Consider the following 14,803-nt stretch of genomic DNA (forward strand, 5'->3'; position numbering starts at 1 on the left):
AAAAAGACCATCGAAAAAAGGCTAAGCTTTTTTTAAGAAAAAAACTGCCAGCAGATGCTGACAGTCATATTTTTTATTCATCTGTATGATCTGAAATTGTTTTCCCACGCTCCATATAGCTGATATCATTAATTGCGCGGATAGAAAACTCACCATTTTCATAACGCAGACGGTTGATACTTCCGTTTAATAAGTTAGCTCGAACGGGTTGTTTAGAATCGATCAAACTCAGTAAGAAAGCAATAGTCAAACCGTGAGAAACGATCAACACGTTTCCGCCACCCTGTTTTTCACGGCTTTGAGCGATATCCTCGAAGCCATTCCAAACACGGTCCCGCAATTGCGAATAAGATTCTGCCCAATTTGCTGTATCAGCACCCTCGACCGCATTTGCTATTTCCTCAAAAGTGACATCTGTTGCGAATAGATCATCTTCAGTTTTAAAATTTAATACTCGCGGTAAAACGCCCCACATTTCTGCATCATAGGCACCTTCTAATGAGCCAAAGCACCATTCGCGGATACGTGGATCTACATGATAAGGGATACCTTTACCTTCAGGGTGTTCGCTTAAAAGGATTCGCATTGTTTCAATAGCTCTGCCAGAATCACTTGAATAAGCCTCTTCATATTTTGTATCCTGTAAACCTAGACCAACATAATGAATTCCTTCACGCCCGCTTTGAGTTAACGGCGTATCGCACCAGCCCTGAACTCTAGCTAACGTATTGAACATCGTTTTACCATGTCTAACAATATAAAGATTTGTTTCTGCCATATTTAAAACCTCCAAAAAGTTGATTAATTAAAGAACGGGTTTGTATCGATCTCATGACCGATAGTTGTTGCTGCCCCGTGTCCTGGATAAGCAGGTAGCTCACGAGGAAGTGTAAATAGGTATGTTTTAATGCTGTAAAGTAATTGTTGCATATCACCAGTATATAAGTCTGTCCGTCCGATGCTGCCTTTAAATAATGCGTCTCCCACAACTACAAAGTCATCAAAGATGAAACTGACACTGCCGATTGAATGTCCTGGTGTCGGTACGATTTGGAAGGTCATCCCACCAATCGTATATTCTTTCATTTCAAATTCATATTCCGCAGGCTGGACGATCAAATCGGGCATATTATCATGACGTCCTAAACCTGAAAGATTTAGGATTGGATCGCCTAACCATTTCTGTTCCAAAGGACTTACATATACAGGAATGCCATATTTATTTCGTATTTGTTCTACAGCCCCAATATGATCATAGTGGGTATGGGTCAAGAGAATCGCTTGCGGTGTTTTTCCGGTTCGCTCAATTTCTTGCACCAATCGATCGCCTTCAGAACCTGGGTCGACGATCAATAAGTTTTTTTCGTTATGAATCAAATAGCAATTTTCTTGCGCGATTCCGGTAACAAAACCTTCAATTTGAATCATTCTTTTCCTCCTGAAACACTAAAAATTATTTTTTTTGATTTGATTCACTTTGGCTAACATAAAATAAAACCTTCGTTAGTAAAAAATTCAGTATCTCAAATTCCTTCTTTATTATACCTTAAAAGAAAAAAAATTGTGACTTCCCTGAACGATTTTGACATTTCATGTGAACAGAAACGACAGACAGAAAAATTAGAGGACAGATTTATTATTCTATGTAGTGGAATAAAACTTGACGAGTACTAAAAAATCTTCTATGGTGGAACAGCAAAATGATTTTGATCAACGTTTCAAGATGAAACAAAGAACGAGGTGACAAGATGACAGTTAAAAAAATCGCGATTCGTGAGCTTGTGGAATTTATCCTGCGCAGTGGAAGTATTGATGAAGGAAAAAACAGCAATCACACACCTCAGGAGGGCGCTCGAATTCATCGCCAATTGCAAAAAGAAGGCGGCTCTGAATACCAAAAAGAAGTCTGGTTAAAGAAGCCAATTGAGATAGCCAAAACTGCTGTTCAGATCGAAGGACGAGCTGATGGTATTTATATAGAAGAAGAACAAGTATTTATCGATGAAATAAAAACATCCGAAACGCCTTTTGAAGAGCTAGAATCTGGCATCATTGATTTGTATTTTTATCAAGCGATGGTTTATGCCTATATCTATAGCGAACAAGAAGAATTGACAGAAATCAGCACTCGATTAACATACTTTCAAACCACTGAAGAAAGGATCACTCGTCAAATTCGAACGTTTACCTTCGAAGAACTATCCGATTTTTTTAATGATTTGATCAAACGATATGAAAATTGGCTTGTGTTTCAAATGGAATGGCGAGAAACCCGTAACAATTCGTTAAAAGCTTTAGAATTTCCATTTGATACTTATCGGGCTGGTCAAAGAGAATTAGCCGCAGCTGTCTATAAGACGATCCACGCCCAACAAAAACTATTCGTTGAAGCGCCTACTGGAACTGGGAAAACAATGTCGACGATTTTCCCAACGTTTAAAGCGATGGGAGAAGGGCTAGGGGAACGAATTTTTTATCTTACTGCAAAGACAATTACACGTCAAGTTGCAGAGGAGACTATCACAAAAATCACGAAAAAGAATGCTCGTGTTAAAAGCGTTACTTTGACAGCCAAAGATAAAATCTGCTTCTTAACTGAACGTAATTGCACGCCTGAGCATTGTCCTTTCGCGAAAGGGTACTACGACCGAGTGAACGATGGTTTATGGGATATGTTGAATACTGAGGATCAATATACTCGACCAGTTATTGAGGACTATGCTAGAAAACATGAACTTTGTCCTTTCGAACTTTCCTTAGATGTCAGTCGATTTTGTGATTTAGTGGTGGGAGATTACAATTATCTCTTCGATCCAACAGTCTATCTGCGTCGTTTTTTTGAAGAGGAAAATAAAACTAATTTAGTATTAGTCGATGAAGCTCATAACCTAGTCAATCGATCAAAGGAGATGTATTCGGCCAGCATTTCCAGAGAAAACATCGCTCAGATGCAAAAAGACTTGGATAAATCCTTCAAGAAACTAAATAAGGCTTTTACTCGAGTTGATAATGAATTTGAATTAATCCATCAATCACTAAATGGCGATGCCTACCATCACCAACAGGCGGCGCCCGAAAATCTAATCAATAGTCTTTTTAAGTTGCAAGAACAGATCAAAGAGTGGTTGGCAGAAAACCCTGACAATTCAGCACAACAAAAAATGCTGCCAGTTTATTTTGAAATTCTGCGTTTTACTCGTATGAGTGAATTCTATGACGATCATTATCAAACAACTGTCGAACATAAAAGTTATGACTTAATTGTCAAAGAGTACTGCATTGATCCATCATGGTTTCTGGAACAAACGATGGAAAAAGTAGGAAGCAGTATTCTTTTTTCTGCCAGTTTCTCACCGTTGGATTATTATCAGGAAGTTTTAGGTGGGGCCGAAGACAGTTTGACCTATCGCTTGCCCAGTCCTTTCCCAAATGAAAATCGTTTGGTTTTAGTGGATGCGAGTATTCAAACCACCTACCAAAAAAGAACACAAAGTATTCCAAAAATCGCTTCATCAATCGAACGGCTGGTCAAAACGAAGACCGGCAATTATTTAGTCTTTTTCCCATCTTTCCAGTATCTAGACCAAGTAGCAGATTATTTTCATGATGTTTACCCAGAATACGCAATTCAAATTCAGGGCTCAAAGCTGAATGAAACTGAACGCGAGGATTTTTTAGCTGCCTTTGTTGATCATCCTGAACAAACATTGATTGGCTTTTGTGTTTTAGGAGGGATATTTTCTGAAGGAATCGATTTGGTTGGCGAACGTTTAATTGGAACTGTCATAGTGGGAGTTGGATTGCCGCAAGTTAATCATGAGCAAGAACTTATCAAACAATACTATGACGAGAAACGGAATCAGGGATTTAGTTATGCGTATCAGTTGCCTGGAATGAACAAAGTAATCCAAGCTGCCGGCCGTGTAATCCGTACGATGGAAGACCGAGGAATTATCTTATTATTGGATCAACGCTATACAAATCGGCATTATCAAAACTTGTTGCCAATAAATTGGTCAGATCGCAAAGTTGTCTATGGACCGGAAGATGTCGAGCAAGTGGTCAAGGAATTTTGGAAGAAAAAAGATTAAAACAACGAATTTTCAAAATAAAAATATTGCATACGAAATAAATATCAAATCATACTTATTTAAAACATTGGTACTTAGGAAAAGTATGATTAACACAAAAAAGAAGCCGACATTTTTTTCGTCGGCTTCTTTTTTAGCGATAATTGATAAATTGAACATCGATCGGTAATTCGATCTCTTTTACTAGCGCAATGACTTGTTGTAAATCATCCCGATTTTTTCCAGTTACACGCAATCGATCTTCTTGAATTTGAGCTTTTACTTTAATTTTGCTATTTTTGATCGCAGTTGTAATTTTTTTTGCGCTTTCCTTATCGATTCCATTAACTAGTTCTGCTGCTTGTCTTGCGTTCCCACCCAAAGCATGCTCAGAAGCAGAAAATTGAATATTCTTTAATGGAACACCGCGTTTGATCAGTTTATTGAATAATACGTCCTTGACTTGTTCTACTTTATATTCGTCTTCAGCCTTAATTACTAACTGGTTACCTTCAATTTTGATGTCAAATAAGCTTCCTTTAAAATCAAACCGATTTTTTAACTCTTTTAAAGCAATTTGAACACCATTTTTCACTTCTTCCTTATTCAATTCCGAAACGATATCAAAGCTTGCATCTTTTGCCATAGACACCCTCCTAAGTCTTTTCCTTTAGTTTATCAAAAAATGCTAAGAAAGCTATAATTATTCTCCAATAAGTTGTTGAAAACGATTGATTAATGATGAGAGAACCTGTTACTCTATTAGAGGTTTGAATTGAAGGAGGAATATCGGATGCAGAAGGTTATCAATTATACATCCAAGGACTTAGCCAAAAAGATCCTTGTCATTTTATTTACTGGCTTGACCGGTGCGGTCGGCTTAAATTATTTTTTGATTCCAGCAAACGTGTTTTCAGCTGGAATGACTGGGATCGCCCAAATTGCCGAACATTTACTTTCAAATGCTGGTTTGACTATTGATACTGGAATTTTGATTTTTCTTCTGAATGTTCCTGTATTTATTTTAGGTTTTATTAAATTAGGGAAGTCAGCGATGATTTTGAGTTTTGCCAATGTAATCTCAATGTCAATTTTTACAACATTAGTACCAGTTGGTCAAGTGACCGATAATGTATTGATGAATGCAATTACTGGTGGGGTTTTACTTGGAATTGGAGCTGGGCTTTCTTTAAAATTCGGCTTTACGACTGGTGGACTAGATATTGTTTCATTATTATTATCAAAGACAACCGGACGAACTGTTGGAAACTATATGATGCTTTTGAATGGTGTGATCGTTGTTGTCGCTGGTTTCTTCTTTACTTGGGAAAGTGCCCTATATACAATCATAACAATCTTCACTATGAGTACTGTGGTTGATTATGTCCATACGAGCCATCAAAAGATGACCGCTTTTGTAAATACTGGAAAAAGCACAGAAATGTGTGCAGTATTAAGTCGTGAATTACTTCGTGGTTTGACAGTAATTCCTGCTCGCGGTGGGTTTAGTTCCAGTGAACGAGAAGTGATCATGATTGTTTTTACACGCTATGAATTGTATACCCTGAAGCAAGTGGTGGCGGACGTTGATCCAAATTCATTTACTAACATTGTTGCGACTGATTCTGTTGTAGGAACATTCTTAACACAAGATGAACAACTTCAAATAAAGAAATCACAAAATAATAAATAAGGATTTGTAAATGAGAATAACTAGGATTCAATTCTCATTTACAAAAGTCGACAGATAGAGTAAAATACTCTTGAAACTCGAAAGGGAGTGGAGCAAGTGGAAGAGAACACACAAAAATGGACCGATGCAGAAGTAGCGGAAATTAAGGAAACTATTTTGACCGCTTTAGAGTCAGTTATTGACCCTGAGTTAGGTATTGATATCGTTAATCTTGGATTAATCTATGAAGTAGACTTCGAACAAACGGGGAACACTGTGATTAAAATGACTTTAACCACTATGGGCTGTCCGTTAGCTGATGTCTTAACTGACAACATCCAATCTGCATTGGGAGAGATTCCAGAAGTAACCAATGTAGAAGTGAAGCTTGTTTGGTACCCAGCATGGACGACCGATAAAATGAGTCGTTATGCTCGAATTGCTTTAGGGATCCGCTAATTTATCAAGAGATTTTGTCTCCTCTTTAATTTAAGAGGAGACTTTTTGTTATGCTGAATTGTAATATTAATCGCAACAAAGAACCCATCAAAAATTTCTAGTAAAATGAGTTTAGGATAACAAACTACTAGGAGTGATTTTGATGGGTTCACACAAAAAGCTTACACGAGATAATCGAAAATGTATAGAGACGATGATTTATGATGCCAAGAGTATTCAAGAAATAGCGGACAGAATTGGTGTTAGCCGAACAACGATTGATCGTGAGTTGAAACGAGTACCCGAAGATTTGATCTATAATGCCGACAATGCGCAATTAGATGCGGAAATGAAGCGCAGTGCCTGTGGTGCGAAGTCCAAATGGACTTCTGAATTCGCTTATCAGATTGAATGTGATCTTGAAGACAGCTGGTCCCCTGAACAAATTGCGAATGATCGTCAAATAGTTTCATTCAAAACCATTTACAATTGGCTCTATGCCGGTATTCTTAATGTGTCTAAACAGTGTCTGAGACATAAAGGCAGAAGACAAGAAAAACAAGAAGAGGCACGAGGCAAAATGACTGTAGGGCATACCATTGATGAACGCCCAGCTTCTGTGTCAACTCGAGAAGAATTTGGACATTGGGAGTTGGACACAGTTGTTTCTAGCAGAGGGGAAAGCAAAGCCTGCGAAGCAACGTTTATTGAACGGAAAACACGCTTTTATTGGGCGATCTCAATGAGGGATCGTACCGCGAAGTCAATGGCACAAGCGATTAAAGCTTTTGTGCAAGACCTAGGGAGTCACAAGGCATTTTTAAGCTTTACGGTCGACCGTGGGAAAGAGTTTTCTTGCTGGAAAGAAATTGAGAAAGATTTAGACGTACCTATGTATTTTTGTGATCCATACTCCCCATGGCAACGCGGATCTAACGAAAATGGGAATGGTTTATTTAGAGAATTCTTCCCTAAGGGAACTGATTTTTCAAAGGTACCCCCTACGGAGAAACAGGAAGCATTACGCAAGATAAATATGCGTCCTAAAAAAACATTGAACTGGAAAAATTGTTGGGAAGTCTTTCAAGAAGAAATGTTGCAATTAATTTGACAATTCAGCATATCAAAAATAATTGCTTTAATCATTAGTGCAATCCTCCTTACTATTTATAGTTTGAATTATTGCAAAGCGTTTCATAAAAAGCAACTTAACTTAGAGTAAAATCAAAAATAGCCAATCACGTTTCACATAACGTAGTTGACTATTTTTTTATTCTATTATGCAAATCTTTTATTTTTTCTATCGTGATAATCTTTGAGTGTACTTCTGACTGTTTCTCAGTTTCTTCTTTCTGCTCTTCAACTAACTTGATTCCGCGATGTTCCGCACGGAAAATATTTCGCTTAATCTCCTCAACCTGCGCTAACTTATCCAATGCTTCACGATCGTAACGTAAGAGCTCTCTAGTCTTTTGTTCGTGAATTCGTTCTGTAACTTTTTCATCGAAATAGCTAGTGATAGCTAAGTTGATCATTAAAGCAATTAAGAGAAAATTATCTGTCACGCTGGAACCGTTCAGATAACCATTGTTGAACAGCCAAGCGACAAAACAAATCAGCGCAAGAAAACTAAAAACCTGATAAACTCTTAATGCCTTTTCTTTTCTGTTGCGATCAGCAAATACAGGTTTGGCTTCATAAAATAATGCTAGATAGAGATTGCGCGCTTCAACAAACTCCGGTTGTGTATTTTCTGCCGTTTCGCGGGCTTCTTTTTTAGCAAAGCCTTGTACTTTCATATAGTATTTTGCAATTTTCCTTTTTCGGATCATTTGAACCCCCTCTTCGATTCCAAGATCATGAATATTTTGAAGATTCATAAGGTCTCTCCTTAATTACGGAATTCTCATTTCAGCAACCTCTATTTTATCATTAAGTTCGTCGAAAGACTAAGAAATTATTTAATATTTTTCGGCTTGTCTGAATTTGTAAAAGAGAAATCCACTCAGAGAAGCGTTCTCGCTGAGTGGACACATTCTTTATAAATTTTTTACTGCTTCTTTAATTAGGGTTTCTCCGTCCCCCATTAAAATCACTTTTCTAATAGAATTCCTTTGTTCAAGCAGCTCTGCCAAGACAGCTGCGACATTTTCAATCGAGTTTTCTGATTTTTCACTGATGTCAGTAGTTATTTTCCCGCTTCCAGGAATCTCTTTTAAACTTCCAGGTTGAAGAATTGTATACTCAAGTTTAGTTTTATCGATTAACCAATTATCTGAAAAGAATTTTGAGATATTGTAATCGGTCAATGCACTACTCCATTTTTCCGGTTGCAGAGCAAATAATGAGCTTAAGTGAATGTATCGTTTAATTCCTTTTTGTTCTACAGCCTGCATTAATTTTACCGCGCCATATAAATCTGTTTGTAGCAAGTCTCTTCCTCTTGATCCGGCAACGAAATAAACAGCTTCTGCATCAGCTAGCGTGTCTGCGATTTCATCAATGTTACCATGTAAATCCAAATGAACAGGCTTAACTGAGTTACTTGGCTCAATATCTTTTTCGCGACGAGCTCCGGCATAAATATAATGCCCTTTTTCCTCTAACCTCTTGATCAATTCTTCGCCTACTCGGCCAGTTGCTCCGGCAATAAAAATTTTCATATGCTGAATTGTCAAATTAATTGCAACATTTCTTCTTGAAAGACTTCCCAACAATTTTTCCAGTTCAATGTTTTTTTAGGACGCATATTTATCTTGCGTAATGCTTCCTGTTTCTCCGTAGGGGGTACCTTTGAAAAATCAGTTCCCTTAGGGAAGAATTCTCTAAATAAACCATTCCCATTTTCGTTAGATCCGCGTTGCCATGGGGAGTATGGATCACAAAAATACATAGGTACGTCTAAATCTTTCTCAATTTCTTTCCAGCAAGAAAACTCTTTCCCACGGTCGACCGTAAAGCTTAAAAATGCCTTGTGACTCCCTAGGTCTTGCACAAAAGCTTTAATCGCTTGTGCCATTGACTTCGCGGTACGATCCCTCATTGAGATCGCCCAATAAAAGCGTGTTTTCCGTTCAATAAACGTTGCTTCGCAGGCTTTGCTTTCCCCTCTGCTAGAAACAACTGTGTCCAACTCCCAATGTCCAAATTCTTCTCGAGTTGACACAGAAGCTGGGCGTTCATCAATGGTATGCCCTACAGTCATTTTGCCTCGTGCCTCTTCTTGTTTTTCTTGTCTTCTGCCTTTATGTCTCAGACACTGTTTAGACACATTAAGAATACCGGCATAGAGCCAATTGTAAATGGTTTTGAATGAAACTATTTGACGATCATTCGCAATTTGTTCAGGGGACCAGCTGTCTTCAAGATCACATTCAATCTGATAAGCGAATTCAGAAGTCCATTTGGACTTCGCACCACAGGCACTGCGCTTCATTTCCGCATCTAATTGCGCATTGTCGGCATTATAGATCAAATCTTCGGGTACTCGTTTCAACTCACGATCAATCGTTGTTCGGCTAACACCAATTCTGTCCGCTATTTCTTGAATACTCTTGGCATCATAAATCATCGTCTCTATACATTTTCGATTATCTCGTGTAAGCTTTTTGTGTGAACCCATCAAAATCACTCCTAGTAGTTTGTTATCCTAAACTCATTTTACTAGAAATTTTTGATGGGTTCTTTGTTGCGATTAATATTACAATTCAGCATATGGATGGAGTGATTGTTGATACCGAATTTCAGGATTTTCGGATTCAACAAGAATTCATCAAAAAAGAGAATCCAGCAATTGACCAGACTGCGACAAATTTCGATGAATTGATAGGACAGTCTTACGATATGCTTTATGAGACATTAAGAAAATTTATCGGTACAGATGATCCGTTAAAAGAAATCAAAGAACGATTCGAAACATTCAATGATACAGAATATGAATCAATTAATTACTTGCAGCTCTTTAGAAAAGACATTGTTTCTATTATCAAATGGGCAAAAGCAAATGAAATTTTATTGGCAGTGGCATCATCGTCAACGTACGAGCATATTCTGGATGTTCTAACTTCTTGTGGCATTAACGAATACTTCGATGTAATTTACAGTGGGGAATTTGTCAAAGAGAGTAAACCTAATCCAGAAATCTATCTAAATACTTTAAAGAAATTGAAAATTGAACCTGAAAAAGCAGTGGCCATTGAAGATTCCTACTACGGGATAAGCGCAGCGAAAACAGCAGGTATTACGACCATCGCGTATAAAGAAATACGGGCAGCGGTTGATCAACGTGCTGCAGATTACCTAGCCGCAGATATGATGGAAATTCATGAAATTATCAAAAAACTGTGGAAATTAGGATAGGGAAACGAAGTATTGCCGAAGAATCAATCATTCATGTTCCAATTTTTGAGATCGTTTTCATTCCGATAAGTGTAAAATTTCAGTTTAAATCAAAATATTAGCCATAAAACTAAAACATTTTCAGAAACTTGTTAAATTAGTATTTAGTAAATAGATTTCGTTTTAAATCAATATATGATTTAAAAATTAAGAATTATAAAATGCACACTCAGCAAAAATCGAATTGGAAAACTAAGACCTGACTAACAAAGTGAATAAGACAACTCAAGGAATTACAACAAAAAAAGAATAGAATTTGAAGAAATAGTCAAAAGTATGAATTAGGATGATGCAAAATTGATGGTATGAAACCAACAGAAAAACAGCTGATTTGAGATTTAATGAGGCGTATTTCCATTAACTAACTTCGTTTAATGTATATTATGTAAACTAAAATAAAAAATTAGCGGAGACTGATTTCAGTCTCCGTTTTATCGTTCTCTTCTATTGTCATACGTTTTGTTATGAGTTTTCCTGAAGCATCTTAGAAATATTTCTATATCCAAGTTCATTCGCGTAATCTTTTGCTGATTTCCCATAATTATCTACGATGTTTGGATCAGCATCGTGCTTTAACAATTCTGCAACAATATCTTGATAAACTTGCGATCCATCTCTTAATGCAACAGCTTCAATTAATGCTGTATATCCATAATTGTTCTGATGATTAATATTAACATTCCCGTCATTTAACAATAATTCTACATTTTCAATATGGCCCTTTTCAGCTGCTGGAATCAGTGCATTTCCACCAAAACGATTGGTAATTGATTGATCCGGTGTACTGTGAGACAACATATACATCAAAATTTCCGTTTTGCCTTCTGCACCTGCATATAAATAAGGACTATCTTTGATATTATCCTGTTGGTTCACATTTGCTCCTGCATCGATTAATTTTTTGGCTATGTCATTTTGATTATTGTGGATGGCGATCAATAACGGCGTTTCGCCATTTTCATTTACTTCGTCGATCGAATCTGTGTTCGTTTTTAGAATTTCTGATACTTTAGAAAAATCGTTAGACGAAACTGCTTGAATCAGGATGCCTGGAGCAGTCTCCATATCTTTTACCTCCGATGATTTGGTTGTACTAGTTCTGTCAGTTGTCTTAGGATTTGTTGTTTCTGCAGAAGAGCTCGACGAACTAATCGTTGTATTTTTTGGACTCAACTGGCAACCGGTTAAAATGAATAGAAAAGCAATTCCTATTGTTAATTTTCTCATGAGCATCCTCCTTTATTTTTTACACATTATAACACCGGTAAAACGATTTTGTGGAACTGGGTGCTTGTGGTCGCGGTGACAAGTATCTTCGACAAAATTGTTTTTTTATTAAGAATTATTTATATTCGGATGAGATTATTGTAAAGTCATTGGTATATCAGCTTTTTAGACTTTGTTCAGTTTGACCTTCGCATAAAAAACCGATAAACTACTTAAGAATATGGAAAATAAATCTAAGGAGCATGAAAATGTCTCATTTAAAAAAATATAACAATTTTATCAAAACACGATTAGGTTTTTTCAGCATGCTGATTGGTTTGCTTTGGCTGAAGAATATGTTTGCTTACGTGGTTGATTTTCATTTAGGCGTTCAAAGTCCTATGCAATTATTTATTCTAGTTATCAACCCTTTAAGTGTCTCGATGCTTCTTCTCAGTATTGGTCTATTTATTAAACGTTCAAAAGTCGCTTACGGAACTTTAGTTGTTATCTATGCCTTATTAACTATCTGGCTCTTTTCAAATGCTGTCTATTATCGTGAGTTTACAGATTTTATTACGATCAACACAATGCTTGGTGCTGGCCAGGTTTCAACTGGTTTAGGGGAAAGCGCTGTTCGCTTGTTCCGCTGGTATGATGTTTTTTATATCGCAGATCTATTGCTATTACCAGTGTTGTTGTTCAAGAGAAAAATTCCTATGGATGCTAAATATCCGCGATTTCGTCAAGCTGCAGCCTTGTCTGCCCTGTCTTTACTGATTGGCAGTGGAAATATCTTTTTGGCTGAGATTGATCGTTCGGGATTATTGAGCCGTCAATTTTCACGTGAATATTTAGTAAAATATTTGGGGGTCAATGCTTTTACGCTATACGACAGCTATCAGACCTATCAGAATAACCAAATTCGGGCTGAAGCAAGTCCAAATGATCTAAAAGAAGTTGAGAGTTACGTAAAGGATCATTATGCAGAACCCAATGATTCGATGTTTGGTATTGCGAAGGGTAAGAATGTCGTTTACATTCATTTAGAAAGCTTCCAACAGTTTTTGATCGATTACCAATTAACTGACGAGAATGGTGCGAGTCATACCGTTACACCGTTTTTAAATAGTTTATATCATGGTGAAAGTACCTACAGCTTTGATAACTTCTTTCATCAAGTAAAAGCCGGCAAAACTTCCGATGCAGAAACATTGATGGAAAATTCATTATTTGGGCTGAATCAAGGTGCTCTGTTTACGCAAATGGGGGATAAAAATACCTTTGAAGCTGCACCGAACATCTTAAAACAAAAAGCAGATTATACATCGGCTGTCTTCCATGGACATTCAGCTTCGTTTTGGAATCGTGATAAAACCTATAAACATTTAGGTTTTGAGTATTTCTTTGACTCCTCTTACTACGATATTAATGATGATAACTCGTTCCAATACGGAATGCATGATAAACCTTTTTTGAATCAATCGGTTCAATATTTAGAACATCTGCAACAGCCGTTCTACGCAAAATTTATTACAGTATCGAATCACTACCCTTATTCTCGTTTCAAAAATGAAGAAGATGGTTTCCCTTTAGCTGCTACCAAAGATGAAACGATCAATGGGTACTTTGCAACGGCTAATTATTTAGATACTGCTTTAAAAGAATTTTTCGACTATATGAAAACCAGTGGTCTATATGACAATTCGATTTTTGTGCTCTATGGTGATCATTATGGCATTTCTAATACACGGAATAAGGAATTATCATCATTATTGGGTAAGGATTCGGATACGTGGACTGATTATGATAATGCTCAGTTACAACGAGTACCGTTTATGATACATGTTCCTGGAGTGACAAATGGCGAAATCAACCATACCTATGGCGGTCAGGTTGATGCTCTCCCTACTCTGCTTCATTTATTGGGTATTGATTCGAAGAAATACCTGCAGCTTGGACAAGACTTATTTTCACCTGAACACAAGCAAGTTGTGGCCTTTCGTGATGGCGACTTTGTCACACCGCAGTATACTTTCTACGGTGGAAAAATGTATGATAATCAAACGGCTCAAGTCATAGATGAACCAACACCCGAGCAAGAAAAGTCATTCGTTGAGTTGAATCAGGCGGTTGATCAGCAGTTGATCACCTCCGATAAGATTACAAATGGTGATTTGCTGAGATATTATCAAGAGAGTGGTCTAGATTCAATTAACCCCAATTCATTTGACTATCGAGATCAGAAGGCTCGGTTGGAAGAAATCGAACGACAAAAAGGCGCTCAATCTTCTAGTCTGTACAGTGAAAATAATCAGAAGTCAACAGTTGGACTCTATAAGACAAAGACCTATCAGCAGTATGAGTAACCCATCCACCCGTGAAAACGGGTGGCTTTTTAACACCTCTAGAAGAGGTCCCCGCTCACATACTCCATAAATGGAGCTTTCTAAAAGACCGCCAACCGCTCGTCGCTCGCTACTTTATTTCTTTTTCTTACTCTTGAACGGATCAACGTATTCTCGTTTACTTATACTATCTCGAATACGATCATCTGATTCCTGTTCTCGTATATATTTTGCGATTGTTTTCTGATTCAAACCCACTGTACTTACGTAATACCCTTTTGACCAGAAACTTTTATTCCCATATTTATAGACTAAGTTTCCATGCTGTTCATGGATCAGTGTCGCACTTCTCCCTTTTAAAAATCCCATGAAGTAGGAAATGCTTATTTTGGGTGGAATTCTTACTAACATATGAATATGATCTGGTATTGCATGAGCTTCGATGATTTCTACTTCTTTCATTTCACAGAGCTTGCGCAAAATCCTTCCGATATCCTTTCTCAATTCTCCATAGATTACTTTCCTTCTATATTTTGGAGTGAACACGATGTGGTACTTACAATTCCATCTTGTATGTGATAAACTTTTGTCGTCATTTGATGACATGAAAAAAACTCCTTTCGATAAAATGAGCGGTTGGTAGCCACTTATTAGTATATCGAAAGGAGTTT

14 protein-coding genes are annotated in these 14,803 nt (G+C 37.2%); 6 read left to right on the forward strand and 8 right to left on the reverse strand.

What is annotated here, in order from left to right; translation table 11 throughout:
• Nucleotides 1-73: 73 nt before the first annotated feature.
• Both IGI38_RS05495 and IGI38_RS05500 read right to left on the reverse strand, forming a co-directional pair.
• Entirely contained in the window at nt 74-778 is a 705-nt protein-coding gene (locus IGI38_RS05495) for a histidine phosphatase family protein (protein WP_438727666.1), read from the reverse strand.
• 23 nt (nt 779-801) lie between these two features.
• Nucleotides 802-1,428: an MBL fold metallo-hydrolase gene (locus IGI38_RS05500; protein ID WP_438727668.1), complete on the reverse strand. Its 627-nt coding sequence runs from the start codon at nt 1,426-1,428 to the stop codon at nt 802-804.
• 320 nt (nt 1,429-1,748) lie between these two features.
• Between IGI38_RS05500 and IGI38_RS05505 the strand changes: the two genes are divergently transcribed.
• Nucleotides 1,749-4,091, forward strand: coding sequence for a helicase C-terminal domain-containing protein (locus IGI38_RS05505; protein ID WP_438727670.1), 2,343 nt, complete (start codon nt 1,749-1,751; stop codon nt 4,089-4,091).
• A gap of 133 nt (nt 4,092-4,224) precedes the next feature.
• Here IGI38_RS05505 and IGI38_RS05510 read toward each other — a convergent pair whose 3' ends face one another.
• The gene (locus tag IGI38_RS05510; protein WP_438727672.1) at nt 4,225-4,716 is read right to left on the reverse strand and encodes a YajQ family cyclic di-GMP-binding protein; all 492 of its coding nucleotides are present in this window, start codon (nt 4,714-4,716) and stop codon (nt 4,225-4,227) included.
• A gap of 147 nt (nt 4,717-4,863) precedes the next feature.
• On the opposite strand from IGI38_RS05510, the gene IGI38_RS05515 reads away from it, so the two are divergent.
• From IGI38_RS05515 to IGI38_RS05525, 3 genes are all read left to right on the forward strand, one after another.
• Nucleotides 4,864-5,763, forward strand: coding sequence for a YitT family protein (locus IGI38_RS05515; RefSeq protein WP_438727674.1), 900 nt, complete (start codon nt 4,864-4,866; stop codon nt 5,761-5,763).
• Nucleotides 5,764-5,859: 96 nt separating this feature from the next.
• A complete protein-coding gene (locus IGI38_RS05520; protein ID WP_438727676.1) occupies nt 5,860-6,201 on the forward strand; it encodes a metal-sulfur cluster assembly factor in 342 nt (113 codons plus the stop codon).
• A 142-nt stretch (nt 6,202-6,343) separates the two neighbouring features.
• Nucleotides 6,344-7,291, forward strand: coding sequence for an IS30 family transposase (locus IGI38_RS05525; RefSeq protein WP_438725454.1), 948 nt, complete (start codon nt 6,344-6,346; stop codon nt 7,289-7,291).
• Nucleotides 7,292-7,442: 151 nt separating this feature from the next.
• Here IGI38_RS05525 and IGI38_RS05530 read toward each other — a convergent pair whose 3' ends face one another.
• The 3 genes from IGI38_RS05530 to IGI38_RS05540 all read right to left on the reverse strand — a co-directional run bounded on the left by IGI38_RS05530 (nt 7,443) and on the right by IGI38_RS05540 (nt 9,802).
• Nucleotides 7,443-8,060 (reverse strand): hypothetical protein, encoded by a 618-nt coding sequence (locus tag IGI38_RS05530; protein ID WP_438727678.1) that lies wholly within the window; start codon nt 8,058-8,060, stop codon nt 7,443-7,445.
• Between the two features lie 159 nt (nt 8,061-8,219).
• Nucleotides 8,220-8,843 carry an NAD(P)H-binding protein gene (locus IGI38_RS05535; protein WP_438727680.1) on the reverse strand — a complete coding sequence of 208 codons (624 nt, stop codon included), beginning with the start codon at nt 8,841-8,843 and terminating at the stop codon, nt 8,220-8,222.
• Between the two features lie 11 nt (nt 8,844-8,854).
• Nucleotides 8,855-9,802 carry an IS30 family transposase gene (locus tag IGI38_RS05540; protein ID WP_438725454.1) on the reverse strand — a complete coding sequence of 316 codons (948 nt, stop codon included), beginning with the start codon at nt 9,800-9,802 and terminating at the stop codon, nt 8,855-8,857.
• 92 nt (nt 9,803-9,894) lie between these two features.
• Here IGI38_RS05540 and IGI38_RS05545 point away from each other — a divergent pair, with 92 nt between their 5' ends.
• Nucleotides 9,895-10,539, forward strand: a complete 645-nt coding sequence (locus IGI38_RS05545) for an HAD family hydrolase (RefSeq protein WP_438727682.1) — start codon at nt 9,895-9,897, stop codon at nt 10,537-10,539.
• 501 nt (nt 10,540-11,040) lie between these two features.
• Here IGI38_RS05545 and IGI38_RS05550 read toward each other — a convergent pair.
• Nucleotides 11,041-11,805, reverse strand: coding sequence for an ankyrin repeat domain-containing protein (locus IGI38_RS05550; RefSeq protein ID WP_438727684.1), 765 nt, complete (start codon nt 11,803-11,805; stop codon nt 11,041-11,043).
• Between the two features lie 248 nt (nt 11,806-12,053).
• Here IGI38_RS05550 and IGI38_RS05555 point away from each other — a divergent pair, with 248 nt between their 5' ends.
• On the forward strand, nt 12,054-14,153 hold the full coding sequence (locus tag IGI38_RS05555; RefSeq protein ID WP_438727686.1) for an LTA synthase family protein: 2,100 nt from the start codon (nt 12,054-12,056) through the stop codon (nt 14,151-14,153).
• Between the two features lie 114 nt (nt 14,154-14,267).
• Here IGI38_RS05555 and tnpA read toward each other — a convergent pair whose 3' ends face one another.
• Nucleotides 14,268-14,738, reverse strand: coding sequence for an IS200/IS605 family transposase (tnpA, locus tag IGI38_RS05560; protein ID WP_438727688.1), 471 nt, complete (start codon nt 14,736-14,738; stop codon nt 14,268-14,270).
• Between the last annotated feature and the right edge of the window lie 65 nt (nt 14,739-14,803).

It is taken from the genome of Enterococcus sp. AZ128 (genome assembly GCF_051714485.1).
Lineage (GTDB): Bacteria > Bacillota > Bacilli > Lactobacillales > Enterococcaceae > Enterococcus_A.